Here is a 26,523-nt window from a genome sequence, read left to right on the forward strand (position 1 = left end):
CCGTTATGGGCCTCTTATCCTGCGCAGATACATGGCATAACTTATTGATTTGTCGTGAGTCGCTATGAGCCTCAAGGCACGGCGACAGGCTCCACACCACTCAGGACGAGCGGCGCGGAGTTTCACCAGAAAAAGGAACAAGGCTACTCATGGGCGAACTGGCCAAAGAAATCCTCCCGGTCAATATTGAAGACGAACTCAAGCAGTCCTACCTCGATTACGCGATGAGCGTAATTGTTGGGCGCGCGCTGCCGGATGCACGTGATGGCTTGAAGCCCGTGCACCGCCGCGTGCTGTTTGCCATGAGTGAGTTGGGCAACGACTGGAACAAGGCATACAAGAAGTCCGCCCGTGTGGTCGGTGACGTAATCGGTAAGTACCACCCGCACGGTGATACCGCGGTGTACGACACCATCGTCCGCATGGCGCAGCCATTCTCCCTGCGTTACCTGCTGGTCGACGGCCAGGGCAACTTCGGTTCGGTGGACGGCGATAACGCGGCCGCCATGCGCTACACCGAAGTGCGCATGACCAAGCTGGCCCATGAGCTGCTGGCTGACCTGCACAAAGAAACCGTGGACTGGGTGCCGAACTACGACGGCACCGAAATGATCCCGGCGGTTATGCCGACCAAGATCCCCAACCTGTTGGTCAACGGCTCTAGCGGTATCGCCGTGGGCATGGCCACCAATATTCCGCCGCACAACCTCACGGAAGTGATCAATGGTTGTCTGGCGCTGATCGACAACGGCGAGCTGACTGTCGATGAGCTGATGCAATACATCCCCGGTCCGGACTTCCCGACTGCGGCGATCATCAACGGTCGCGCCGGCATCATCGAGGCCTACCGCACTGGCCGTGGCCGCATCTATATGCGTGCCCGGGCGATTATCGAAGACATCGACAAGGTCGGTGGCCGTCAGCAGATCATCGTCAGCGAGCTGCCGTATCAGCTGAACAAGGCGCGCCTGATCGAGAAGATCGCCGAGCTGGTTAAAGAGAAGAAGCTCGAAGGCATCACCGAGCTGCGCGATGAGTCCGACAAAGACGGCATGCGCATCGTGATCGAGCTGCGTCGCGGCGAAGTACCGGAAGTGGTACTCAACAACCTCTACGCCCAGACCCAGATGCAGTGCGTGTTCGGCATCAACGTGGTGGCGCTGATCGACGGCCAGCCGAAGGTCCTTAACCTCAAGGACATGCTCGAAGCCTTTATTCTGCATCGCCGTGAAGTGGTCACCCGCCGCACCGTATTTGAGCTGCGCAAGGCCCGTGAGCGTGGCCATATCCTTGAAGGCCAGGCGGTTGCTCTGTCCAACATCGACCCGGTCATCGCTCTGATCAAGGCCTCGCCGACCCCGGCCGAAGCCAAGCTGGCGCTGATTGCCACGCCCTGGGAATCCAGTGCAGTGGAAACCATGGTCGAGCGCGCGGGTGCTGACGCCTGCCGCCCGGACGATCTCGATCTACAGTACGGCCTGCGCGACGGCAAGTATTTCCTCTCGCCGGAACAGGCCCAGGCCATCCTCGAGCTGCGTCTGCACCGTCTGACCGGTCTTGAGCATGAAAAACTGCTAGCCGAATACCAGGAAATTCTCACCCAGATCGGCGAGCTGATCCGCATCCTCACCAGCGCCACGCGCCTGATGGAAGTGATCCGCGAAGAGCTGGAAGCGGTCAAGGCCGAGTTCGGCGATAAGCGTCGCACCGAGATTCTCGACAACCGTCTGGACCTCAGCCTGGCTGACCTGATCACCGAAGAAGAGCGTGTGGTCACCATCTCCCACAGTGGTTATGCCAAGAGCCAGCCGCTGCATGCCTACCAGGCGCAGCGTCGCGGCGGTAAGGGCAAGTCGGCTACCGGCGTGAAGGATGAGGATTACATCGAGCATCTGCTGGTCGCCAACAGCCACGCCACGCTGTTGCTGTTCTCCAGCAAGGGCAAGGTGTACTGGCTGAAGACCTACGAAATTCCGGAAGCCTCGCGCGCCGCCCGCGGTCGTCCGCTGGTCAACCTGTTGCCGCTGGACGAAGGCGAGCGCATTACCGCCATGCTCCAGGTCGATCTGGAAGCGCTGCGTCAGCAGGCTCCGGAAGGCGACGAGCAGGACGATATCGAAGGCGTAGTGGTCGAGGCTGAAGAAGTTGAAGACCTGGTTGAAGGCGATGACGCCGACGACGAAACCCCGGATGAGCCGACCGGTGCCTACATCTTTATGGCCACGGCCAAAGGCACTGTGAAGAAGACCCCGCTGGTGCAGTTCAGCCGTCCGCGCAGCTCGGGCCTGATCGCCCTCAAACTGGACGAAGATGACACCCTGATCTCCGCTGCCGTAACTGACGGCGCTCGCGAAGTGATGATGTTCTCCGACGGCGGCAAGGTGATTCGCTTCAAGGAAAGCAAAGTGCGCACCATGGGCCGTACCGCTCGCGGTGTGCGTGGTATGCGTCTGCCGGAAGGCCAGGAAATCATCTCCATGCTGATTCCTGAAGCCGATGCGCAGATTCTCACCGCTTCCGAGCGTGGCTACGGCAAGCGCACGGCGATGGCCGAGTTCCCGCGTCGCGGTCGTGGCGGCCAGGGCGTGATCGCCATGGTCAGCAACGAGCGTAACGGCAAGTTGGTCGGCGCCGTGCAGGTGCTGGAAGGCGAGGAAATCATGTTGATTTCTGACCAGGGTACTTTGGTGCGTACCCGCGTCAGCGAAGTCTCCAGCCTCGGTCGTAACACCCAGGGTGTGACCCTGATCAAGCTGGCCAAGGATGAAACCCTGGTTGGTCTTGAACGCGTGCAAGAGCCTTCGGCGGAAGACGACGAAGAGCTGCTGGAAGGCGAAGAGGGTGTTGAAGGCACAGTTGAGGATGCAGGTGATGCACCCGAAGCTGCCGCTGACGAAAGCCCAATCGGCGAAGAGTGATCTGTCGGGGCGAGTGCACTCGCCCCTGACGGCGTAGGATTTGGCGGCTGAGCAGTCATGGTCAGCCCGCCCACCATTTTTGAGCGAGAGTGGATGTGAGCAAGCGAGCCTTTAACTTCTGCGCCGGCCCGGCCGCGCTTCCTGAAGCTGTTCTGCAACGCGCCCAGGCGGAGCTCCTCGATTGGCAGGGTAAAGGCCTGTCGGTGATGGAGATGAGCCACCGTAGCGACGAATACACCGCCATCGCGGAAAAGGCCGAGCAGGACCTGCGCGACCTGATGGAAATTCCGTCCGACTACAAAGTGCTGTTCCTGCAGGGTGGGGCCAGCCAGCAGTTCGCTGAAATCCCGCTCAACCTGCTGCCCGAAGATGGCGTCGCCGACTATATCGATACCGGTATCTGGTCGAAGAAAAGCATCGAAGAAGCCAGCCGCTACGGCAATATTAATGTCGCCGCCAGCGCCAAGGCCTACGACTATTTCGCCATTCCCGGGCAGAACGAGTGGCAGCTGTCGAAAGACGCCGCCTACCTGCACTACGCCAGCAATGAAACCATCGGTGGCCTGCAGTTCGACTGGGTTCCCGAAGTCGGTGACGTGCCGCTGGTGGCGGATATGTCTTCCGACATCCTTTCGCGCCCGATCGATGTGTCGAAGTTCGGCCTGATCTACGCCGGCGCGCAGAAGAACATCGGCCCTAGCGGCCTGGTGGTGACCATCGTCCGTGAAGACCTGCTTGGTCGTGCCCGCAGCGTCTGCCCGACCATGCTCAATTACAAGATCGCTGCCGATAACGGCTCGATGTACAACACCCCGGCGACCTTCTCCTGGTACCTGTCCGGCCTGGTGTTCGAGTGGCTGAAAGAGCAGGGCGGGGTGGCCGCTATGGAGCGGATCAACCGCGCCAAGAAAGACCTGCTGTACAAGGCCATTGATACCAGCGATTTCTACAGCAACCCGATTGCCCATAACGCCCGCTCTTGGATGAACGTGCCGTTCCGCCTAGCCGATGAGAAACTGGATAAACCGTTCCTAGCCGGTGCCGATGCGCGTGGCCTGCTCAACCTCAAGGGCCACCGTTCGGTCGGCGGCATGCGTGCCTCCATCTATAACGCCGTGGGCCTGGATGCGGTTGAAGCGCTGGTGGCCTATATGGCTGAGTTCGAGAAGGAGCACGGCTGATGACCGATCCAATTTCCGAGCAGGAACTGCAGGCCCTGCGCCTGCGCATCGACAACCTCGATGAGAAGATTCTCGCGCTGATCAGTGATCGCGCCAGCTGCGCCGAAGAAGTCGCGCGGGTAAAGATGAAGGCCTTGCCGGAAGGCGAGAAGCCGGTGTTCTATCGCCCTGAGCGCGAAGCCCAGGTGCTCAAACGCATTATGGAGCGCAACCAGGGGCCGCTGGGCAACGAGGAAATGGCGCGGCTGTTCCGCGAAATCATGTCCTCCTGCCTGGCCTTGGAGAACCCGCTTAAGGTCGCTTACCTCGGCCCGGAAGGTACTTTCTCCCAGGCCGCGGCGATGAAGCATTTCGGTCACGCAGTGATCAGCGTGCCGATGGCGGCTATCGATGAAGTGTTCCGCGAAGTGGCTGCCGGTGCGGTGAACTTCGGCGTGGTGCCGGTGGAAAACTCCACCGAAGGCGCGATCAACCACACCCTCGACAGCTTCCTCGAACACGACATGGTCATCTGTGGTGAAGTCGAGCTGCGCATTCACCATCACCTGCTGGTCGGTGAAACCACCAAAACCGACAAGATCACTCGCATCTATTCCCACGCCCAGTCCCTGGCGCAGTGCCGCAAGTGGCTGGACGCGCATTACCCCAACGTTGAGCGCGTGGCAGTGTCGAGCAATGCCGATGCAGCCAAACGGGTGAAAAGCGAGTGGAACAGCGCGGCGATTGCCGGCGATATGGCGGCCAGTCTGTATGGCCTGACTAAGCTGGCGGAGAAGATCGAAGACCGTCCGGACAACTCCACGCGCTTCTTGATCATCGGCAGCCAGGAAGTGCCGCCGACCGGCGACGACAAGACCTCGGTCATCGTCTCCATGCGCAACAAGCCGGGCGCCCTGCATGAGCTGCTGGTGCCGTTCCACAACAACGGCATCGATCTGACCCGCATCGAAACCCGCCCGTCGCGCAGCGGCAAGTGGACCTACGTGTTCTTTATCGACTTCGTGGGTCACCACCGCGACCCGCTGATCAAGGACGTGCTGGAAAAGATCAATCAGGAAGCCGTGGCGCTCAAGGTGCTGGGTTCCTACCCGAAAGCGGTACTCTAAAACTGCTGCGGCACGCCTCAGGTCTCAAGCTACACGCGCATCGACGCCGGGCTGTACTTGAGGCTTGCGGCTTTAAGCGTGAGGCTTTGCTATGACCGATTTCCTCGCCCTGGCCCAGCCAGGCGTACAGCAGCTGTTGCCCTACGTGCCGGGTAAGCCGGTGGATGAGTTGGCCCGTGAGCTGGATCTGGACCCGGCCAGTATCGTCAAGCTGGCCAGCAACGAGAATCCGCTGGGCCCAAGCCCTAAGGCGCTGGAGGCGATTCGCAGCGAGCTCTCGGAGCTGACCCGTTACCCTGATGGCAATGGTTTCGAGCTGAAAAGCCGTCTGGCTGCGCGTTGCGGCGTGCAGATCAATCAGGTCACCCTGGGCAATGGTTCCAACGACATTCTCGATCTGGTCGCCCGTGCCTATCTGGCCCCCGGCCTTAATACGGTGTTCAGTCAGTATGCCTTTGCCGTTTACCCCATTTCGACCCAGGCCGTAGGTGCCCAGGGCAAAGTGGTGCCGGCGCAGGATTACGGCCACGACCTGGAAGCCATGCTCGCGGCCATCGACGCCAACACCCGCGTGGTGTTTATCGCCAACCCGAACAACCCGACTGGCACCTGGTTCGGCCCCGACGCACTGGAGCGCTTTCTCGCGCGCGTACCCAGTAATGTGCTGGTGGTACTGGATGAGGCTTATATCGAGTTCGCCGAAGGTGATGAGCTGCCGGACGGCCTCAAATACCTGGCGCGCTATGAGAATCTGCTGGTCTCGCGCACCTTCTCCAAGGCCTATGGTTTGGCGGCGCTGCGCGTCGGTTATGCGCTCAGCTCGGCGCAGATCGCCGATGTGCTCAACCGTGTACGCCAGCCATTCAACGTCAACAGCCTCGCCTTGGCGGCCGCCTGCGCGGCGCTGGATGATGCCGATTACCTGGCGCAAAGCCGTCAGCTCAATGACGCCGGCATGGCACAGCTGGAAGCTGGTCTGCGCGAGTTGGGTCTGAGCTGGATCCCATCGAAAGGCAACTTTATTGCCGTGGACTTTGGTCGTGATACCGCTGCGATCAACCAGGCGCTATTGCGCGCCGGTGTGATCGTGCGTCCGGTTGCCGGTTACGGCATGCCGAATTTCCTGCGCGTATCGATTGGCCTGCCGGCTGAAAATGAGCGGTTCCTCGAGGCCCTGGCCAAGGTGCTGAGCGCGTGAGTGAGGCCAAATCTGCTGTCACTCAGGTGCAACCTGTTGCCCCTAAGCTCGGCCGCCTGGTGGTTATCGGCCTGGGCCTGATTGGTGGCTCCTTCGCCAAGGGCTTGCGTGAACGCGGCTTGTTTCGCGAAGTGATTGGCGTCGATCTGGACCCCGAGTCGCGCCGGCTGGCCGTCGAGCTGGGGGTGGTCGATCGTTGTGAGTCTGATTTGGCTGCCGCTTGTCAGGGTGCCGATGTGGTCCAGCTGGCGGTGCCTATCCTGGCCATGGAGAAGCTGCTGACCGAGCTGGCCAAGCTTGAACTGGGCACGGCGGTGTTGACCGATGTCGGCAGTGCCAAGGGCAACGTGGTACGCGCGGCACGCCTGGCCTTTACCGGTAAGGCGGTGCGCTTTGTGCCTGGGCATCCGATTGCCGGCTCCGAGCAGAGCGGGGTGGAAGCGTCCAATGCGCAACTGTTCCGCCGCCACAAGGTCATCCTCACGCCCTGCGAGCAGAGCGATGAGCCTGCCCTGGAGCTGGTCGATGTGCTGTGGCGCGAGCTGGGCGCGGATGTTGAGCATATGGAGGTCGAGCATCACGATCAGGTGCTGGCCGCGACCAGTCACCTGCCGCATTTGCTGGCCTTTACCCTGGTTGACTCACTTGCCAAGCGCAGTGAGAACCTGGAGATCTTTCGTTACGCCGCCGGCGGTTTCCGCGACTTTACGCGGATTGCCGGCAGTGATCCGGTCATGTGGCACGACATCTTCCTCGCCAATCGCGAGGCGGTGCTGCGCACGCTGGACGTATTTCGCGACGACCTCGACGCCTTGCGCGACGCGGTCGACGCTGGGGATGGGCATCAATTGCTGGGCGTATTCACCCGCGCCCGCGTGGCCCGTGAGCATTTCGGCAAAATTCTGGCCCGCAGGGCCTATGTGGACGCTATGCACTCGAACGATCTGGTTTTTCTGGCTAACCCTGGCGGCAAACTCTCCGGGCGTATTCGCGTTCCGGGCGACAAGTCCATCTCCCACCGCTCGATCATGCTCGGCTCGTTGGCTGAAGGCACCACGCATGTCGAAGGCTTCCTGGAAGGTGAAGACGCCTTGGCAACGCTGCAGGCATTTCGCGACATGGGTGTGGTCATCGAAGGCCCGCATCATGGTCGCGTGACCATTCATGGGGTAGGCCTGCATGGCCTGAAGGCGCCGGCTGGCCCGCTGTACATGGGCAACTCAGGCACCTCGATGCGTCTGCTTTCTGGTCTGCTGGCGGCACAACCGTTTGACACCACGCTTACTGGCGACGCTTCGCTGTCCAAGCGGCCGATGAACCGCGTCGCCAAGCCGCTGCGCGAAATGGGTGCCGTGATAGAAACCGCTCCGGAAGGCCGTCCTCCGCTGATGATCAAGGGCGGTCAGCGCCTGACTGGCATGGACTACGAGATGCCCATGGCCAGCGCCCAGGTCAAATCTTGCCTGTTGCTGGCCGGTCTCTATGCTGCAGGCCGCACCTCGGTGACTGAGCCTGCGCCAACCCGTGACCACACCGAGCGTATGCTGCGCGGCTTCGGTTACCCGGTTACGGTGGATGGCAGCACGGCGAGCGTCGAGTCGGGGCATAAGCTGACCGCGACCCATATCGAAGTGCCGGCGGATATTTCCTCGGCCGCGTTCTTCCTGGTGGCCGGCAGCATTGCCGAAGATTCGGAACTGGTGCTGGAGCATGTTGGGATCAATCCGACCCGTACGGGCGTGATCGACATCCTCAAGCTGATGGGCGGCGACATCACCCTGGAAAACCAGCGTGAGGTCGGCGGCGAAACCGTGGCCGATATTCGTGTGCGCAGCGCCAAGCTGAAGGGCATCGATATTCCGGAAGATCTGGTACCGCTGGCTATCGACGAATTCCCGGTGCTTTTCGTCGCTGCTTCGGTAGCCGAAGGTCGCACCGTGCTGCGCGGCGCCGAGGAGCTGCGGGTCAAGGAGTCCGACCGGATTCAGGTGATGGCTGATGGTTTGATTGCGTTGGGCGTCAAAGCCGAGCCAACGCCGGATGGCATCATTATCGAAGGCGGCAGCATCGGTGGCGGCGAAGTCTGGGCGCACGGTGATCACCGTATCGCCATGTCGTTCAGCGTGGCATCGCTGCGCGCCACGGCCCCGATCCGCATTCATGATTGCGCCAACGTCGCCACCTCGTTCCCCAACTTCCTGGCGCTGTCGGCTCAGGTGGGTATCCGTGTAGCCGAGGAGGGCAAGTCATGATCGTCGCTCCGGTTATCACCATCGACGGGCCGAGCGGCTCGGGCAAGGGTACCATTGCCGGCCTGCTGGCCAAGCAACTGGGCTGGAATCTGCTGGACTCTGGCGCGCTGTATCGCCTGCTGGCCTTTGCCGCCGGTAATCACGGCGTTGATCTGACCAACGAAGAAGCGATGAAGCTGCTCGCCGCTCATCTGGATGTGCAGTTCATCGCCGCGGGTGATGGCCATGGTCAGCGCATCATTCTTGAAGGTGAGGAGGTCACTGATCTGATCCGCAATGAGCAGGTCGGTGCCGGTGCTTCGCAGGTAGCCTCGCTGTCTGCCGTGCGTGAAGCGCTGCTGCAGCGTCAGCAGGCATTCCAGGAAATGCCGGGTCTGGTCGCCGATGGTCGCGACATGGGTACGGTGGTATTTCCCGATGCGCCGCTGAAGGTTTTCCTCACCGCCAGCGCCGAGGAGCGTGCCCGTCGCCGCTACTTGCAGTTGAAGGCCAAGGGCGATGATGTTAATCTCGCGAGTCTTCTTGATGAGATTCAGGCGCGCGATGAGCGCGATACCCAGCGTGCAGTGGCTCCGCTCAAGCCGGCAGCCGATGCGATCCAGCTGGATTCCACTGAACTCTCCATCGAACAAGTGCTTGAACGAATTCTGAGTGAAGTCGCCAATCGCGATCTCGCCGGATGATCAGAGCCACAGCTGCTTTAAGCTGACCGGCTCGCAAGGAGGCGTACGGGAACCCAGTCCTCGTCCCGTTTGCCTCTTTTTATATGAACGTACCCACATTGTCTGGAGTGTGGTTTGGGCGGATTCCCTGCCCTGAATCAACAGGAATTAAAATGAGCGAAAGCTTTGCTGAACTGTTTGAAGAAAGCCTAAAAACCCTGAATCTTCAGGCTGGCTCGATCATCACCGCTATCATCGTCGACATCGATTACCAAGCTGGTTGGGTAACCGTTCACGCTGGTTTGAAGTCTGAAGGCCTCATCCCGCTGGAGCAGTTCCACAACGACGCTGGCGAGCTGACCATCAAGGTCGGTGACGAAGTTCACGTTGCCCTGGACGCGGTTGAAGATGGCTTTGGTGAAACCAAGCTGTCCCGCGAAAAAGCCAAGCGTGCCGAGTGCTGGATCGTTCTGGAAGCAGCTTTCGCCGCTGAGGAAGTGGTTACGGGCGTTATCAACGGTAAGGTTAAGGGCGGCTTCACTGTCGACGTTAACGGCATCCGTGCGTTCCTCCCAGGTTCCTTGGTTGATGTCCGTCCGGTGCGTGATACCACTCACCTGGAAGGCAAAGAGCTCGAATTCAAAGTCATCAAGCTGGACCAGAAGCGCAACAACGTTGTCGTTTCCCGCCGCAGCGTGCTGGAAGCCGAGAACAGCGCCGAGCGCGAAGCTCTGCTGGAATCCCTGCAGGAAGGTCAGCAAGTCAAAGGTATCGTCAAGAACCTCACCGACTACGGCGCGTTCGTGGATCTGGGTGGCGTCGACGGCCTGCTGCACATCACCGACATGGCTTGGAAGCGTATCAAGCATCCGTCGGAAATCGTCAACGTTGGCGATGAGATCGATGTCAAGATCCTCAAGTACGATCGCGAGCGCAACCGTGTTTCCCTCGGTCTCAAGCAGCTGGGCGAAGATCCATGGGTTGCCATCAAGGCGCGTTACCCGCAGGACACCCGTGTTACTGCGCGCGTAACCAACCTGACCGACTACGGCTGCTTCGCAGAGCTGGAAGAAGGCGTGGAAGGCCTGGTGCACGTGTCCGAAATGGATTGGACCAACAAAAACATCCATCCTTCGAAAGTCGTTAACGTCGGCGACGAAGTGGAAGTTATGGTTCTGGATATCGACGAAGAGCGTCGTCGTATTTCCCTGGGTATCAAGCAGTGCAAAACTAACCCGTGGGAAGATTTCTCCGGTCAGTTCAACAAGGGCGACAAAATCTCCGGCACCATCAAGTCGATCACCGATTTCGGTATCTTCATTGGTCTGGATGGCGGCATCGACGGCCTCGTTCACCTGTCCGACATCTCCTGGAACGAAGTCGGCGAAGAAGCTGTACGCCGCTTCAAGAAGGGTGACGAGCTGGAAACCGTTATCCTCTCCGTTGATCCGGAGCGTGAGCGCATTTCCCTCGGTATCAAGCAGCTGGAAGAAGATCCGTTCTCCGACTACGTTGCTGTTAACGATAAAGGCACCATCGTGCGCGGTATCGTTAAAGAAGTTGACGCCAAAGGCGCCATCATCACCCTGGCCGACGGCATCGAAGCCACTCTGAAAGCCTCCGAAATCAGCCGTGACCGCGTTGAAGACGCGCGCAACGTTCTGAAAGAAGGCGAAGAAGTCGAAGCCAAGATCATCAGCGTTGACCGTAAGAGCCGTGTAATCAGCTTGTCGGTCAAGTCGAAAGACGTTGAAGACGAAAAAGAAGCCATCAAAGAAATGCGCAAGCAGGAAGTTGAAACTGCTGGTCCGACCACCCTGGGTGATCTGCTCCGCGCGCAAATGGAAAAACAGAACTAAGTTCGGTTTGCCCAGAGAAAAAGGGCGACTTCGGTCGCCCTTTTTTGTACCTGAAAATCGCTAAGGTGTTGTTTTATAGGCTGTTCAAATCTGGCGAGGCGTGCTAAAACCTTTCTATCTAGTGATCTAGCCGCTTGAAAAAGAAGGGAAAACCATGACCAAGTCGGAATTGATCGAGCGCATCGTTACCCATCAGGGGCAGCTCTCGGCCAAGGATGTCGAGCTGGCGATCAAGACCATGCTTGAGCAAATGTCGCAGGCGCTGTCGACGGGGGATCGTATCGAGATCCGCGGTTTTGGCAGCTTCTCACTGCACTATCGCGCGCCGCGTGTAGGGCGTAACCCGAAAACTGGTGATTCGGTCAGGCTGGATGGGAAGTTTGTGCCGCATTTCAAGCCTGGGAAGGAATTGCGTGATAGGGTGAATGAGGATGAGTGATCCTGCGATCTTGGTCTCGCTCACCTTCGATGCTTGCTCTCAGTCGGTTGCTTATCTCCGTTGAGGCTACTGCTTTACCTTTTTGAAGCGGTGGCGCTCGTCTCGTGTAAAATATCCCGCATTGGAATGGTGCGTGCCTATTGCGCTGCCAGCGTTTCCCATCACCTATGATCTACTAGTGGGCCATGTGTCAGGTCTGCTATTCTTCAGGTTTTTCATTTTTACTTATGAGATATTTTGATGCTTCAGGTTTTTAAAAAGCTGAAAAATTTGCTTAGCGTCAGTGAGCGGATGCGAGCTTTTCTAGTGTTCTTATTAATGCTGGGTACTGCTTTTTTAGAAATGATTGGCGTGGCATCTATAATGCCGTTTGTAGCTGTTCTTGCTGACTCTCAAGCGGTAGAGAAGTACGAGTACTTAAGGTTTGTTTACGATGCTATGGGCTTTACTGATGCCAATAGTTTTTTGATCTTGCTTGGCGGGGCTGTTCTTTTATTATTTGTATTTAGTCTTGCTCTTAAAGCATTCACCACCTATGCGGTTTTACGATTTTCTAATATGCGGGCGCACAGTTTTTCCTTTCGTCTTCTTGAGGGATACCTGCATCGGCCATACAGCTTTTTTCTGGGGCGTAATACTGCTGAATTGAGTAAACGAATATTTTCCGAAGTGGGCGAGGTCATAAATGGTGCTCTGATTCCTGCGATGAAAGTAGTCTCAGGAGGCTTGGTTGCCGTTATGATCAGCGTTCTTCTTCTTGCGGTTGAGCCATTGCTTTCTGTGTTAGTCGGCGTTGTTTTGGGGGGGGCGTTTGTAGCTGTGTACGTTTCAACAAGGGGGTTGTTGCGTCGATTAGGGGAGCGTCGTGTCTATACCAATGAAAGAAGATTTATTCTAGCCTCTGAAGCCTTAAGCGGAATTAAAGAGTTAAAATTGATGGGGCGCGAGGGTAGTTATCTTGGTCGCTTTTCTCAGGTTTCGAAGTCTTTTGCTAAAGATGTTACTGTTAGTAAAGCGATTGGTGATTTGCCGCATTTTGCAATTCAGTCTATCGCGTTTGGTGGGGTTTTAGTTTTAGTTCTTTATCTGATGGGGGTGCATGGAGGGTTGCAAGGTGCTTTACCTGTGATCGCTCTTTACGCTTTTGCAGGTTATCGTCTATTGCCTGCGTTTCAAGAAGTTTTCAAAAATATTACTCAGTTGCGCTTTTATGATGCCGCTTTGGATAGTCTGGCTGAAGACTTGCTGGCTTTGTCGGCAGCTTCTGTCGCTAAAGTTGGACCGCACAGTGAAGTTAGACTCGGTGGTGATATTAGCTTGTCTGGTATTTGTTATCGTTATCCAGGTGCAGAAAGTAATTCCCTTTCAGATATATCGATTTCTGTTGCAAAAGGTACCAGTGTGGCGTTTGTAGGGACAACGGGTGCTGGGAAAAGCACTGTCGTCGATTTGATCCTTGGGTTGCTTGAGCCAAGTGCAGGTTGTATGCGTGTAGGGGGGCATCTTTTACAAGATGAAAGCCTAAAAGCGTGGCAGCGCAATATTGGTTATGTACCTCAAGCCATATATCTAGCCGATGCATCTATTGCTGAAAATATAGCGTTTGGGGTCCCCTCCCACGAAATCGATATGCAAGCAGTAGAAAAGGCCGCAAAAGCGGCGCGCCTGCACGACTTTATTATCAGTGAGCTCCCTGAAGGCTATCAGACTTCTACAGGAGAGAGGGGGGTGCGACTTTCTGGCGGTCAACGTCAGCGAATCGGTATAGCAAGGGCGCTGTACCATGATCCTGAGGTCGTGGTTTTTGATGAGGCTACCAGTGCCCTGGATAATGCGACAGAAGCGTTGGTCATGCAGGCAATCAATGAGCTGAGAGGCGGTAAAACTATCATTCTGATTGCTCATCGGCTAAGCACTGTAGAGCGTTGTGACACCATCTTTATGCTTGAGCATGGAAAGTTATGCGCGAGTGGTACATACAACGAATTAATGCTAAACAGCAGCGCCTTCGGCCGTCTGACTAGCGCCAATTCCTGAGCGGGAGCAGCAGCAGTGTTCAATGACAAAACTATTCTCATAACAGGCGGTACCGGCTCCTTCGGTAATACCTTCGTGCCCATGACTCTCGCCAAATACAACCCCAAGAAAATTATCATCTTCTCCCGCGATGAGATGAAGCAGTGGGATATGGCGAAGAAGTTCGAGGGCGACCATCGTGTGCGATTCTTTATCGGTGATGTGCGCGATAAGGATCGTCTATATCGCGCGCTGGATGGTGTCGATTATGTGGTGCATGCGGCGGCAACGAAGATTGTTCCGACTGCTGAGTACAACCCTTTTGAATGCGTGAAAACCAATATCAATGGCGCCATGAACTTAATAGATGCATGCATTGATAAAGGTGTTAAGGGTGTGGTGGCGCTTTCAACTGATAAAGCCAGCAGTCCGATCAATCTGTACGGCGCGACCAAATTGGCTTCGGATAAATTGTTCGTCGCTGGAAACTCCTACGTCGGTGGTCATGAAACGCGCTTTTCCGTGGTGCGTTACGGCAATGTCATGGGCTCGCGTGGCTCGGTTATTCCGTTCTTCATGTCGATCAAAGACAAAGGCGTGCTGCCGATTACTGACGAGCGTATGACCCGCTTTATGATTTCTCTGGAGGAGGGCGTCGAACTGGTTTGGCACGCTTTCGAGGACATGGAAGGTGGAGAGATCTACGTTAAAAAAATCCCATCCATGAAAGTCACCGATTTAGCTCGTGTAGTGGCCCCCGATGCGAAACAAGAAGTGGTTGGAATTCGTCCGGGTGAAAAATTGCATGAGCAGATGATTAGTGCGGAGGATGCGTACTACACCTACGAATACCCCGAGCACTTCAAGATTTTACCCACCATTCATGGTTGGGCCACCTGCCCTAAGCGAATCAAGGATGGCAAAAGGGTGCCTGAAGGGTTTGTCTATGCCAGCGATAACAACGCCGAGTGGATGAGCGATGACGATCTGCAGAGTTGGATTGATCTCAATCGTGAAAAAATCGGGAGCATCTAATTCATGATCCCTTACGGTCGCCAGGATGTAACCCAGGCCGACATTGATGCAGTTGTTGCAGTGCTGCAGTCAGACTTTCTCACTCAGGGGCCTATGGTTCCTCGTTTCGAGCAGGTCGTTGCGCAGCATATCGGTGCTCGCCACGCCCTTGCGGTAAACAGCGCCACTTCGGCACTGCACATTGCTTGTTTGGCGCTGGGGCTTGGCCCTGGTGACCGCTTGTGGACAACGCCGATCACCTTTGTTGCATCGGCTAACTGCGCGCTCTATTGCGGAGCCGAAGTTGACTTCGTGGATATCGACCCGCGCACTTACAACCTTTGTCCTCAGGCGCTAGCACGTAAACTGGAACAGGCCGAGCGTGAGGGCCAACTGCCTAAAGTGGTGATACCCGTTCACTTGTGCGGGCAGCCGTGTGACATGCAAGCTATTCACGCGTTGGCACAGCAGTATGGCTTCAAGATTATCGAGGATGCTTCACACGCTATTGGTGGTAAATATCAGGGCGAGTTTATCGGTAACGGCAAATATAGTGATATCACGGTCTTCAGCTTTCATCCGGTCAAGATTATTACCACCGCTGAGGGGGGCATGGCCTTAACCAATGATGCTGCGCTAGCTGAACGTATGGCACTTCTGCGTAGCCATGGCATCACCCGTGATCCAGCGCAGATGACGCATGCTGCCGATGGCCCGTGGTACTACCAGCAGATTGATCTTGGCTTCAACTATCGTATGACCGAGTTACAGGCAGCATTGGGCATTAGCCAAATGCAGCGTCTGGATCAGTATGTGCAACGTCGCCATGAGCTCGCCAGACGTTATGATGAGCTATTAGCTGAACTGCCAGTTCGCTGCCCTTGGCAGCATCCAGATAGTTATTCTGGTCTTCATCTCTACGTCATCCGTTTGCAGCTGGACAGGATTGCCAATAGTCACCTTCAGGCTTTCCAGGCACTTCGAGAACATGGTGTTGGTGTCAACCTGCACTACATTCCAGTACACACCCAGCCCTATTATCAGCGCCTAGGTTTTTCGCAGGGTGATTTTCCTGAGTCAGAGCACTATTACTCTGAAGCCATCAGCTTGCCTATCTACGCAACGATGACCGATGCGCAGCAGGATGAAGTGGTCGCTGTCCTTAAGCGTGTTCTCTGCCCATGAGGCTCGCTCTCGGTACCGTTCAGTTTGGCATGAACTACGGGGTAGCCAATCAGCAGGGGCAAGTAGACCTCGCTCGGGCGCAAAGCATTATTGAAACCGCACGCCATGCCGGTATAGACACATTAGATACCGCTATTGCATACGGTGAGAGTGAGTCGACCCTAGGTCAGGTCGACCTTGAGGGTTTCAAGGTAATTACCAAGCTCCCGGCGCTACCCGACAGTTGTGCGGATATTGCCGGTTGGGTCGAAGAGCAATTAGTGGGCTCGTTAGAGCGTTTACACTGCGGTGCTATGCAAGGTTTGTTGTTACATCGACCGGAGCAGTTGCTTGGCCCAAAAGGTGCCGAACTCTATCGCGGCCTCGCTGAAATGAAAGCCCAAGGTCTGGTAGAGCAGATTGGCATTTCGATTTATGAACCGCAGGAGTTAGATAAGCTTTTTGCGGCGATGGACTTTGATCTGGTGCAGGCACCTTTCAATATTCTGGACACCCGCCTTACCGACTCTGGCTGGCTTCAACGTTTATCTGCACGTGGTACAGAGCTTCATGTGCGCTCGGTATTTATGCAGGGACTTCTGTTGATGACGGCGGCAGAGCGGCCAAACAAGTTTTCGCGCTGGAGTGCACTTTGGCAGGAATGGCATAGCTGGCTAGACACGAGTGGAGTAACGCCTGTTCAAGCTTGCTTGCGTCATGCGCTTTTGTTCAATGAGATATCTCGGGTGGTTGTTGGGGTTGATACGGCTGTTCAGCTGCAGGAAATCGCATCGGCGGCTAATGGTCCTATACCCACAATTCCCCATACACTGCGCAGCATTGATCCCGATTTATTGAACCCTTCGCGCTGGAATCAGCTATGAAAGTCGTTGCTATTGTGCAGGCCCGTATGGGCTCGACTCGTTTGCCGAATAAGGTGATGAAGCCTATCGGCGATATACCTATGATCGAGCTACTGCTGACACGCCTTGCACGTGCTGCACAGCTTGATGAAATCGTCGTGGCAACTTCCGTTGACCCGCGCAATCTACCTTTGGCTGAGTATGTTAGGGCTTTGGGATATCGATGCGTACAGGGCAGCGAGGATGACGTACTCACACGTTATCTGCTGGCTGGGGAAGAAAGCACAGCAGATGTAATTGTGCGTATTACTGGGGATTGTCCCCTAGTTGACCCCGTCCTAGTTGATCAGGCAGTTAGCCAATTTCTGACATCTGATGTTGATTACTTGAGCAACGTTAAACCTGCAACCTTCCCTGATGGTCTGGATATCGAGGTCTTTAGGTTTTCCGCCCTAAAACAGGCAGCGCAAGAAACTGATTTGGCATTCGACCATGAACATGTCACGCCTTATCTGCGTGAGTCAGGACGCTTCACCCAAGCCTCGATTGAGCACACAGAAGATCTGTCCGGGCTGCGCTGGACTGTTGATGAGCCGGCTGACTTTGTGGTGATTGAGCGTGTGTTCACGCACTTTACTCCGGATAGACACTTTACCTGGCAACAGGTGCTTGAACTGCAGCGCACACAGCCGCAACTGTTTGCAGATAACCATCAATTGAAACGAAATGAAGGAGCGGTGATGGGTACCGGTCAGAAACTGTGGAAGCGTGCTAAGCAGGTCATTCCTGGCGGCAATATGCTTCTCTCCAAGCGCGCGGAAATGTTCCTGCCGGAGCAGTGGCCGGCCTATTTCAGCAAGGCCAAAGGCTGCAAGGTTTGGGACCTGGACGGTAATGAATATACCGATATGTTCATTATGGGGATCGGCACCAATACGTTGGGTTATGGCGATCCAGAGGTTGATGATGCGGTGCGCAGTACTATCGATAGCGGCAATATGTCGACATTCAACTGCCCGGAAGAAGTCTATCTGGCTGAAAAGCTGATCGAACTGCACCCATGGGCTGACATGGTTCGCTTTGCTCGTTCCGGTGGTGAAGCGAATGCCATTGCCATTCGTATTGCTCGAGCCGCCTCGGGCCGCGATAAGGTTGCAATCTGCGGCTATCACGGTTGGCACGACTGGTATCTATCTGCCAATTTGGGTGATGACAAGAACCTGGCGGGTCATCTGTTGCCGGGGCTTGAGCCAAAAGGTGTGCCTGCGAACCTGCGCGGTACGGTTTTTCCGTTCAACTACAACAACTTTGCCGAGCTGCTGGCCTTGGTCGACGCCCATGATATTGGGGTGATCAAGATGGAAGTGTCGCGTAACCGTGGTCCAGAAGACAACTTCCTGCACAAGGTGCGGCAGCTAGCAACCGAGCGCGGCATTGTGTTGATCTTTGACGAGTGCACCTCCGGTTTCCGCCAGACCTTCGGCGGCTTACATAAGATATATGGTGTCGAACCAGATATGGCCATGTTTGGTAAGGCGTTGGGTAACGGTTATGCCCTCACCGCGACTATTGGTAGACGCGAGGTAATGGAGGCTGCGCAAAGTACATTTATCAGCAGTACCTTCTGGACCGAGCGCATCGGGCCGACAGCTGCGCTGAAAACCCTGGAGGTCATGGAGCGCGTGAAGTCATGGGAAAGTATCACCCAGGCCGGCCTTGATATCACTGCCAAATGGCAGGCATTGGCGCAAAAGCATGAACTCTCCATCACCACCAGTGGCCTTCCAGCATTAACGGGATTTGCCTTCAACAGCCCTGAAAACCTGGCCTACAAAACCCTGATTACCCAAGAAATGCTAGGTAAGGGCTATTTGGCGGGCACTAGTGTGTATGTCTGTACCCAGCATACGCCTGAGGTGGTGGATGGCTATTTTGCTGCCCTTGATCCTATCTTCGGTTTGATCAAGGAGTGTGAAGAAGGCCGTTCAGTGCAGAGCTTGCTCAAAGGACCAGTGTGCCATGGCGGCTTCAAGCGCTTGAACTGACCTTGATGAAGGTTGCCTTCCGAGTGGATGCCTCGCTGCAAATGGGCAGCGGGCATGTCATGCGTTGCTTGACCTTGGCCAAGGCTTTGCGCGCTATGGGCACTGAGTGTCATTTTCTCTGTCGTGAGCACCAGGGAAATATGCTCGTGCAGATTCGGGCCGCAGGTCATCATGTCCATCCGCTTGCGCTAGCCGAGAACTCTGCTGTTGTTCAGACGCAGCAGGGAACTCTGGCCCATGCAACCTGGCTGGGTGCGTCGCAGTTAGAGGATGCCCAGCAAAGTATTGATGTCCTGCAAAGTCTGCGGCCCGATTGGGTGGTGGTTGATCACTATGCGCTGGATGCTTGCTGGCATCGGCAATTGCAAGCACTTTGCAGGAGCCTGATGGTGATTGATGATCTGGCAGATCGCGAACATGACTGCGATCTGCTGCTTGATCAAACCTTTGGCCGTCATGCAGCGGATTACCAAGCGCTGGTTCCCGAGAATTGTAAGATGCTTTGTGGTTCTCGGTTTGCCTTGCTCAGGCCCGATTTTGCTGCGCGGCGTCTTGATAGCCTTGCCCGTCGCGCCAAGCAGCGCGAGATCAAGCACGTACTCATTACCATGGGCGGTGTTGATCAGGCTAATGCGACAGCCGCAGTGCTTGATGCGCTAGCTGGTGTAGCACATGTGGCAGAACTAAGGGTCACCGTGGTGATGGGAGCTAAGGCTCCCTGGCTGGAAACTGTACGTCAGCAAGTTCTGCAATTGCCATTTGCGGTTGACGTGTTAGTTGACCGGCATGATATGGCCGACCTGATGGCAATGGCCGATTTTGCAATTGGTGCGGCGGGTTCGACGGCCTGGGAGCGTTGCTGCCTTGGTCTGCCCTGCATCATGGTGATATTGGCGGACAACCAACGGACAGTCGCAGCCGGGTTGCATGCTGCAGGTGCTGCGCAAGTGATTGCCGGTGTCGATGCTATTCGTGACCAGCTACCAGGTATGTTTGCAGCGTTCCTGAACCAGCCACAACGTATTCAGGCAATGTCCGCAGCTGCTAGCCAGATCACCGATGGCGCGGGCGTGCAGGCGGTTGTCCAGGCTCTAGGTGTGAGGTCGACTCTGTGAGTGATTTGTTGCCGCTGCTGCGTACCATGCAGGAAGGGGATCTGTCTCTCGTGCTGGCATGGCGTAACCATCCTGACGTGCGCCAGTTTATGTATAGCCAGCACGAGATCAGTCCGGTTGAACATGCACGTTGGTTTGCCAGTGCCTCACAGGACCCGCAACGTGCACTGCTGATCTATCAGATTGATGGTACGCCTCAGGGGTTTGTTAGTTTTCATCGCGTGCGTGCTTCAGCTATCGCTGAATGGGGCTTCTACTTAGCTCCGGATGCTCAGCGCGGGACGGGGCATGCGCTAGGGCGTGCAGCTCTGGATTACGCCTTCACTACGCTGAATCTGCACAAGGTGTGTGCCGAGGCGTTGGGCTTTAATGAGCGCTCGCGTCGCTTTCATGAGCGCCTGGGGTTTCAGCAGGAGGGCATACTGCGTGATCACTATTTTGACGGCAGCCGGTATCATGCCGTTCATTGTTTCGGGCTCCTGGCCAATGAGTGGTGCAGGGGCGCTTCGGAGAGTTGAGTATGTCAGTGCATCCCTCTATCAGTATTGCCGGGCGACGTATTGGTCTGGATGAGCCGCCTTATGTGATTGCCGAACTGTCGGCGAACCACAACGGCAGCTTGGATACTGCCAAGCGCATCATGACCGCTGCCAAGGCGGCGGGTGCCGATGCGATCAAATTGCAAACCTATCGTCCGGATACCATTACCCTGAATTGTGACTCTAGTGATTTTCAGATTCATGGTGGGTTGTGGGACGGCAAGACGCTTTACAAGCTCTATGAAGAAGCCCACATGCCCTGGGAATGGCATGCGGTGTTGTTCGAGCATGCTCGGCAACTGGGCATCACCACCTTCAGCTCTCCGTTCGATACAACCGCAGTGGATCTGCTTGAGGATCTCAACGCGCCAGCCTACAAAATTGCCTCATTCGAAGCTGTGGATCTGCCACTGATCAAATACGCTGCCGCCACCGGTAAGCCGATGATTATTTCCACAGGCATGGCCGATGCCGAGGAAATCAGTGAAGCCATTGATGCAGCGCGTGCCGGTGGTTGTAAAGAGCTCGCCATTCTGCACTGCGTCAGCGGTTATCCGGCACCTGCCGAAGATTACAACCTGCGCACATTACCGGACATGATTGAGCGTTTTGGTCTGGTTACCGGCTTGTCTGACCATACCCTGGACAACACCACGGCTGTCGCCAGCGTTGTGCTGGGCGCGTCAATCATTGAAAAGCACTTCACACTGGATCGCAGTGGCGGTGGCCCGGATGACAGCTTCTCTCTGGAGCCTTCAGAGCTGGCTGCGCTGTGCCGCGACAGCCGTACGGCCTGGCAAGCGCTCGGGCGAGTGGACTATGGCCGCAAGTCCAGCGAACAGGGTAACGCCCAGTTCCGCCGTTCGCTGTACTTCGTTGCAACCGGCAAGGCCGGTGATCTTATTACCGCTGATATGGTGCGCAGTGTGCGACCTGGTTTTGGGCTGCCACCGAAGATGCTGGATCAGGTTGTTGGCAAGCGTTTAAGCCGCGATGTGCATTATGGGATGCCGGTAACCCATGAGGCGCTACTGTGACGGCGGAGCAGGTTAATACACGGGCTCAGAGCAAGCCTGAGGAGATACTGCTGCAGTTGGCAAGCGAGCACGAGCTGCATGTCAGTTTAAGAGCGGCAAGTGTTCCTGAATGGGATCAGGTGCTTGAACAGGCGGCCTATGTTCCGGTGTTTTATTCCCAAGCCATGCTCGATTACCAGGGGGCCTATTACAGCGGGCAGGGTAGTGCATGGCAGGATTGTTCACTGGTTTTGTTCAATGACCGTAAGGCATGCGCTGTTTGGCCTTTGAGCTTGGCTTTTGATGGGGTGCAGTGGCGTCTCAGCAGTGCCGGCGACGCTATCCTCGGCCCATTGTTCAGTCAGCGGTTATCAAACAAGAGCGTCAAGTCGTTAGTAACTGCATGCCACGCTCTGTTGAACGCATTTGCCGCGCAGATGGAGTGTGACGCGCTGTACCAGGAGTCATTTCGAGATAGCCTCGGGCTCAGTGAGTGGTATTCGCGAGTTGTGCAGGACGCGCGTCCAAAAGCAGTTCGGCATGATCTCTATATTGATCTGCGCCCCGATCTGAATGAGATTCGCGGGCATTTCCGCAAGAGCTACAAACCGCTGATTTCCTCGGGGGAGAAACTCTGGCAGGTTACCGTCTGCCGGGATTACGAGCCGGCAGTTTGGGACGAGTTTCGCTTGTTGCACCTTGCTGTTGCTGGGCGGGCCACTCGCTCCTTACAAAGTTGGGAGGCGCAATTGCAGGCAATAGCAACGCGTGCGGCATTTCTGGTTTATCTGCGTGATCCTGATGGGCGCATGGTTGGCGCTGGTCTCTTTCATGTTACTCGTGATGAGGGCTTGTATGCCGTAGCAGCTTACGACCGAGCATTATTCGATAAGCCTCTGGGGCATGTGGTGCAATACCACGCCATCCTGGAAATGAAAAATCGCCACCTACGTTGGTACAAGCTCGGAAATCGGGTGTTTCCTGGGGATGAGCCTCAACCATCGGCCAAGGAACTCTCCATCGCGGATTTCAAACAGGGCTTTGCCAGCCATATGTTTCCGCGTATTGAATTGCACAAAGCCTTTATTCAGGCCTGAGCCTCCGTGCATAACAGCAGTCAGAGTAGTTAATGCATGAAAACGATTTCCCCGCTGGTGAGTGCCTGGGTTGGCCGCGGTAATTTTGGTGATGAGCTGCTTTCCTACGGGCTGCGTTTGGAGCTTTATCAGGCATCTGCCGTGGCCTCGGTGAGCTACTACGAGAAAGGCATATCTTCAATTTATCGTGCCCCCGATGATGCTCCCATTCAGGCCTGCAACGTTGCAGGGCAGTCACGCTGGGTAAGGCTTTACAAGCGCTATACGCAATCCTGTTCTGCCTATGACAGTCTGTTTTTCGGTGGTGGATCGGTCTTGCACTCAGCTAATAGCATTGCCTGGAAACACGACCTTTTACGACATTTTAGATCCGGGCGATCAAGCGCTGCGTTGCTTTCGGCGGCGGTTGGCGTATCGCTTGGCCCCTTCCCTGACGTTCAGGCTGAGCGGCAAGCAAAAGCCTTTCTGGCAGAGCTGGATGTGGTGCATTGCCGAGATGCGCTATCAGCTGACTTTGCACGACAGATTCACAATGGACCTGAGGTGATTGAAGGGCGTGATCTGGCCTTCTCGGTTCGAGCGCTGCGCCCTGATATGTTCGCGGTGACAAAACAACGAGAGCGCATCGGTGCTTCTTTTATCCTAAGCCCGAAGCTGGGAGAGGAGGAGCAGCGCGAGCAGTTCAGCAAGATGTTGGCGTTGATAAATTACCTTACTGCTGCTGGGCATCAGGTGCTCTTGGCATCTCTTTATTCCGGCGAAAAATATGCGGACAACCGCTTGCATCAGCGTTTGCGTGAGGCCGCCACGCAGCCGGGGCTGGTTGAATTGCATGATTATGTTGGTGATGTCCGGGCTACGGCTGAAAAAATTGCTTCCTGCAGTTTTTATCTGTCCATGCGCCTACATGGTGTGATTACCGCCTATCTGTCCGGAACCCCTTTCTTTGCGCTTAACCGTCATCCCAAAGTGCGCGAGTTTTGCTCGGCTGTGCTGGGGCAGCAGGCAGAGATTTGCCAGGGTGACTTGAGCCTCGCGACTCCGGAGTTGCTCGAACGCTTGGAAATTGCCTTGCAATGTGCTCAGGTTCAGCCGCGCTATGAGCCCCAGAGCGATAGTCGTTATACCGACTCCAGTATGGCTTTGATGGCTCGACTGAGGGCAATGGCGTGAGCGACGTGAAACAAGCCAAGCCGACGATTTACTTGCCGGTAGAAATCAAGGCTCGAGAGTTCAAGGCCAAGGTGCTGTTGGCAATGATTGCCGCTCGCCAGGGGTTTCGAGTGTATCTCGGCAGCAAGGTGTCAATTGACCGGCTTGTTCGAGAGAAATCAGGCAACGGCGGGATTTATTTTTACAAAGGTGGCAAAGCTGCAAAAGACTTGCAGGCAATCAAGCAGCGCACTGAGCGATTTGTGGTGCTGGATGAGGAGCTAGGACCTGCGGTGCAGGATCTTGAATATGCCTATAAGCGTCGGATTTATCCAGGTACTGAAGCATTAATAGACAAGTTGTATGTCATTGGTGATGTTCATAAAGATGTGATTGCTCATGTGCGTCCAGAGTTGTTGGGAGCAGTTGAAGTGACAGGGTGGCCGCGCGTTGACTTATGGCGTGAAGACTTCAAGGCGCTTCATGCAGACGAAATTCAAAGCTTAGAAGCGCGTTTCGGCAGATTTATTTTGTTCTCCTCGGACTTTGGTATTCTGTCTGAGCAGACGATTGCTCAGGAAATGACACGCCTACATTTAGTCGAATCCTCACCGGATGAATATGACTATCATGAAAATTCAATGCGCTCAGCCTATGCGGACTTTCTTGATTTTGTTGAGCTAGTTAAACGCATAGACGCTGACCTGGAGTTCCCGCCGCTGATTATTCGGCCTCACCCATCCGAGGACATTCGTCACTGGCACAGGCATCTTGGTGCGCTTCGTCGTGTGAAGGTGCTCTTTGAGGGGGAAATCAGTCCATGGCTGTATGCTTCTAGCGGTCTTATGCATCGCGGATGCACCACAGCAGTTCAAGCTTATGTAGGTAAAACTCCGGTTTTATATTGGCTTGGGGGGCGCTCCGCTATAAAAAATGAGACGTTGTCCTATCAGGTTTCATATTCAATAGAGAAGTATGAAGATATCAAGAAGTCTTGCCTGGAGATAATGGCGGGTGATTTTAAACCGGCTATTTCTGTTGATGTAAGCCGTAAGCTTTATATTGATGATGAGTTGGCCTGCCATAAAATAGTAAATTCTTTAGAGGCGTTTGCTGTGGCTACTGAGCCAGCTTTTCGCTTGCCAGGCTGGAAGCGAAAAATTCGCTTTTTATGGGGGCGTGTGAATGAGTATCGCGAAGAGCGTGGTTGGGGCTATGCGCCTCAGAAATTAGCTAAAGCACAGCGAAAGATGTCTGGAGGCATCCATTTGCCTGAGGTAGCTCATGTGGCAAAAAAATTGTTGCCTAATTTTACTGGGGCAATTAATGAGATCGACTTCAATGTTATAGAAATTGAAGGTTGAGACTATCCGCACCTAATGAACTGAAAGGTGGTGCGTTATGGGGACGGATAGTGTTAAGAAATTTTATGATGAAAGTTATGCGAGCTTAGGATTTTCGGCTCAACGTAAATACCCAAATGAAGAGCTATGCCGCTTTGTAGGGCGTAATTTTTCACGTTTCACCAATGCTGAGAAAAGTTCCAAGCGTGTTCTTGAGGTCGGGTGTGGCAGCGGTTCGAATCTTTGGATGCTCGCGCGTGAAGGCTTCGATGCCTTTGGCGTCGATTTGTCCCGAGAGTCCCTATTGCTTGCTGAGCGCATGCTTGAGAGCTATGGCGTTTGTGCGTCGTTGAGTGTTGCTGATATGACGCAGCTGGAGTTCGACGACGAATTCTTTCAGGTAGTTGTTGATGTGTTTTCTTCTTACTGCTTGGATGCGCAGCAAGCTAAATTGTTCATTAATAGCGTTAGGCGTGTTTTGGCGAAGGATGGCATGTTCTTTTCCTATTTTCCGGCTAAGACTTCTGATGCTTACACCAATCACCGGCCTGCTCGCATGCTTGATAGCGACACGTTGTCCGGAATTTATCGGCCAAACTCCCCTTTTTCGGGTAATCATTACCCGTTCCGCTTTCTTCACCCTTTAGAGTATGAGCAGATGCTGGTCGAGGCCGGTTTTGAGGTGCAGTACAGTGAGATCGTGAGTCGATCTTATAGGCATCGTACAGAGCAGTTTTCCTTTATCACGATTGAAGCTAGGAAAGTAGGTTGAAATGATTTCACCTCGTACAGATGGCTTCGCCGTAACAGTCGTTATCCCCACTGCCGATCGCGGCGCCTTGTTGCAGCGTTCACTCGACTGCGTCCTGGCACAGACCATTGCGGCTGCAGAAGTCATTCTGGTCGACAATGGGCGTGAAGATGCGCATACCCAGAATTTGCATGAGCGGGTTCGGGTTATTCGCACCGCGCCGCGTATTGGCCCTGGGCGCGCTCGCAATATCGGTGCGCAGGCCGCTTCGAGTGAGCTGGTGGCTTTTCTCGATGATGATGACCTGTGGCAGCCTGATTATCTTGAGCGCGTTATCGAGCGCTTTCAGGAAACAGCAGCCGATGCTGTGCTGGGTCAGTTGATGCGTCAGCCAGTGGGGCAGGAGGCTCAACCCTATAAGGTGCTCCCCGATGCGGCTGAGCAGCAGCGTCGGGTGTTTTACTCCAATCCGGGGTTTGGCGGGCAGAACCTGACAATTCGACGTGAGGTCTTTCTTGCCTTTGGCGGCTTTGATGAAAGCATGCCGGCTTCGGAAGATCGTGATCTTGCCGCGCGTATGCTGCTTGCGGGTAAGCGTCTGGCTTCACAGCCGCGCGCGGTTGCGATTCTGTGTGATCATGCCGGTGGTCGTGCTCGCCATAGCCTGGCGATGGGAAATTGGGTTTTTTTCAAGAAGCACTGGCGTAATATGCGCGCCGCCGAGTTGTACCGAGCACTCAAGGTGTTGATAAAGCGCCGCTTGCTGGTATTGCTAGGGCGTTAGATAAGCAAA

The 26,523-nt window shown here is 55.3% G+C and carries 21 protein-coding genes; all 21 read left to right on the plus strand.

From position 1 onward, the window contains the following. Positions 1 to 149 precede the first annotated feature (149 nt). The 21 genes from gyrA to P3C18_RS08340 all read left to right on the plus strand — a co-directional run bounded on the left by gyrA (position 150) and on the right by P3C18_RS08340 (position 26,514). Positions 150 to 2,918 carry a DNA gyrase subunit A gene (gene gyrA, locus P3C18_RS08240; protein ID WP_275961336.1) on the plus strand — a complete coding sequence of 923 codons (2,769 nt, stop codon included), beginning with the start codon at positions 150 to 152 and terminating at the stop codon, positions 2,916 to 2,918. 95 nt (positions 2,919 to 3,013) lie between these two features. Further along, positions 3,014 to 4,099 (plus strand): 3-phosphoserine/phosphohydroxythreonine transaminase, encoded by a 1,086-nt coding sequence (gene serC / locus P3C18_RS08245; RefSeq protein WP_167141466.1) that lies wholly within the window; start codon positions 3,014 to 3,016, stop codon positions 4,097 to 4,099. Beyond that, positions 4,099 to 5,205 (plus strand): prephenate dehydratase, encoded by a 1,107-nt coding sequence (gene pheA / locus P3C18_RS08250; protein WP_167141464.1) that lies wholly within the window; start codon positions 4,099 to 4,101, stop codon positions 5,203 to 5,205. Before serC ends, pheA begins: the two co-directional genes overlap by 1 nt. Before the next feature lie 91 nt (positions 5,206 to 5,296). Beyond that, positions 5,297 to 6,403, plus strand: a complete 1,107-nt coding sequence (gene hisC / locus P3C18_RS08255) for a histidinol-phosphate transaminase (protein ID WP_275961337.1) — start codon at positions 5,297 to 5,299, stop codon at positions 6,401 to 6,403. After that, positions 6,400 to 8,655, plus strand: a complete 2,256-nt coding sequence (locus P3C18_RS08260) for a bifunctional prephenate dehydrogenase/3-phosphoshikimate 1-carboxyvinyltransferase (RefSeq protein WP_275961338.1) — start codon at positions 6,400 to 6,402, stop codon at positions 8,653 to 8,655. Before hisC ends, P3C18_RS08260 begins: the two co-directional genes overlap by 4 nt. Next, positions 8,652 to 9,338, plus strand: a complete 687-nt coding sequence (gene cmk, locus P3C18_RS08265) for a (d)CMP kinase (protein ID WP_275961339.1) — start codon at positions 8,652 to 8,654, stop codon at positions 9,336 to 9,338. Before P3C18_RS08260 ends, cmk begins: the two co-directional genes overlap by 4 nt. Before the next feature lie 152 nt (positions 9,339 to 9,490). Then, a complete protein-coding gene (gene rpsA, locus P3C18_RS08270) occupies positions 9,491 to 11,176 on the plus strand; it encodes a 30S ribosomal protein S1 (protein WP_160015557.1) in 1,686 nt (561 codons plus the stop codon). A gap of 154 nt (positions 11,177 to 11,330) precedes the next feature. Beyond that, positions 11,331 to 11,615 (plus strand): integration host factor subunit beta, encoded by a 285-nt coding sequence (ihfB, locus tag P3C18_RS08275; RefSeq protein ID WP_275961340.1) that lies wholly within the window; start codon positions 11,331 to 11,333, stop codon positions 11,613 to 11,615. Positions 11,616 to 11,855: 240 nt separating this feature from the next. Beyond that, positions 11,856 to 13,652: an ATP-binding cassette domain-containing protein gene (locus P3C18_RS08280; protein WP_275961341.1), complete on the plus strand. Its 1,797-nt coding sequence runs from the start codon at positions 11,856 to 11,858 to the stop codon at positions 13,650 to 13,652. Positions 13,653 to 13,667: 15 nt separating this feature from the next. After that, positions 13,668 to 14,666, plus strand: a complete 999-nt coding sequence (pseB, locus tag P3C18_RS08285) for a UDP-N-acetylglucosamine 4,6-dehydratase (inverting) (RefSeq protein WP_275961342.1) — start codon at positions 13,668 to 13,670, stop codon at positions 14,664 to 14,666. Between the two features lie 3 nt (positions 14,667 to 14,669). After that, positions 14,670 to 15,830: a UDP-4-amino-4,6-dideoxy-N-acetyl-beta-L-altrosamine transaminase gene (gene pseC, locus P3C18_RS08290; protein WP_275961343.1), complete on the plus strand. Its 1,161-nt coding sequence runs from the start codon at positions 14,670 to 14,672 to the stop codon at positions 15,828 to 15,830. Next, positions 15,827 to 16,693, plus strand: coding sequence for an aldo/keto reductase (locus P3C18_RS08295; protein WP_275961344.1), 867 nt, complete (start codon positions 15,827 to 15,829; stop codon positions 16,691 to 16,693). The genes pseC and P3C18_RS08295 overlap by 4 nt, the downstream gene beginning before the upstream one ends. Beyond that, on the plus strand, positions 16,690 to 18,717 hold the full coding sequence (locus P3C18_RS08300) for an aminotransferase class III-fold pyridoxal phosphate-dependent enzyme (RefSeq protein WP_275961345.1): 2,028 nt from the start codon (positions 16,690 to 16,692) through the stop codon (positions 18,715 to 18,717). The genes P3C18_RS08295 and P3C18_RS08300 overlap by 4 nt, the downstream gene beginning before the upstream one ends. A gap of 5 nt (positions 18,718 to 18,722) precedes the next feature. Continuing rightward, positions 18,723 to 19,832 carry a UDP-2,4-diacetamido-2,4,6-trideoxy-beta-L-altropyranose hydrolase gene (gene pseG / locus P3C18_RS08305; protein ID WP_275961346.1) on the plus strand — a complete coding sequence of 370 codons (1,110 nt, stop codon included), beginning with the start codon at positions 18,723 to 18,725 and terminating at the stop codon, positions 19,830 to 19,832. After that, positions 19,829 to 20,350: a UDP-4-amino-4,6-dideoxy-N-acetyl-beta-L-altrosamine N-acetyltransferase gene (gene pseH / locus P3C18_RS08310; protein ID WP_346015625.1), complete on the plus strand. Its 522-nt coding sequence runs from the start codon at positions 19,829 to 19,831 to the stop codon at positions 20,348 to 20,350. The genes pseG and pseH overlap by 4 nt, the downstream gene beginning before the upstream one ends. Before the next feature lie 2 nt (positions 20,351 to 20,352). After that, entirely contained in the window at positions 20,353 to 21,408 is a 1,056-nt protein-coding gene (gene pseI, locus P3C18_RS08315; RefSeq protein WP_275961611.1) for a pseudaminic acid synthase, read from the plus strand. Then, on the plus strand, positions 21,405 to 22,484 hold the full coding sequence (locus tag P3C18_RS08320) for a FemAB family protein (RefSeq protein ID WP_275961347.1): 1,080 nt from the start codon (positions 21,405 to 21,407) through the stop codon (positions 22,482 to 22,484). Before pseI ends, P3C18_RS08320 begins: the two co-directional genes overlap by 4 nt. A 36-nt stretch (positions 22,485 to 22,520) precedes the next feature. Then, positions 22,521 to 23,657 (plus strand): polysaccharide pyruvyl transferase family protein, encoded by a 1,137-nt coding sequence (locus P3C18_RS08325; protein ID WP_275961348.1) that lies wholly within the window; start codon positions 22,521 to 22,523, stop codon positions 23,655 to 23,657. Then, positions 23,654 to 25,000, plus strand: coding sequence for a surface carbohydrate biosynthesis protein (locus P3C18_RS08330; RefSeq protein ID WP_275961349.1), 1,347 nt, complete (start codon positions 23,654 to 23,656; stop codon positions 24,998 to 25,000). Before P3C18_RS08325 ends, P3C18_RS08330 begins: the two co-directional genes overlap by 4 nt. A gap of 37 nt (positions 25,001 to 25,037) precedes the next feature. Beyond that, complete coding sequence (locus P3C18_RS08335; RefSeq protein WP_275961350.1) at positions 25,038 to 25,751, plus strand: class I SAM-dependent methyltransferase; 714 nt, start codon at positions 25,038 to 25,040, stop codon at positions 25,749 to 25,751. A gap of 1 nt (position 25,752) precedes the next feature. Next, complete coding sequence (locus P3C18_RS08340; protein WP_275961351.1) at positions 25,753 to 26,514, plus strand: glycosyltransferase family A protein; 762 nt, start codon at positions 25,753 to 25,755, stop codon at positions 26,512 to 26,514. Positions 26,515 to 26,523 lie beyond the last annotated feature (9 nt).

This window comes from Pseudomonas sp. 1928-m, assembly GCF_029269135.1.
Classification (GTDB): domain Bacteria; phylum Pseudomonadota; class Gammaproteobacteria; order Pseudomonadales; family Pseudomonadaceae; genus Aquipseudomonas.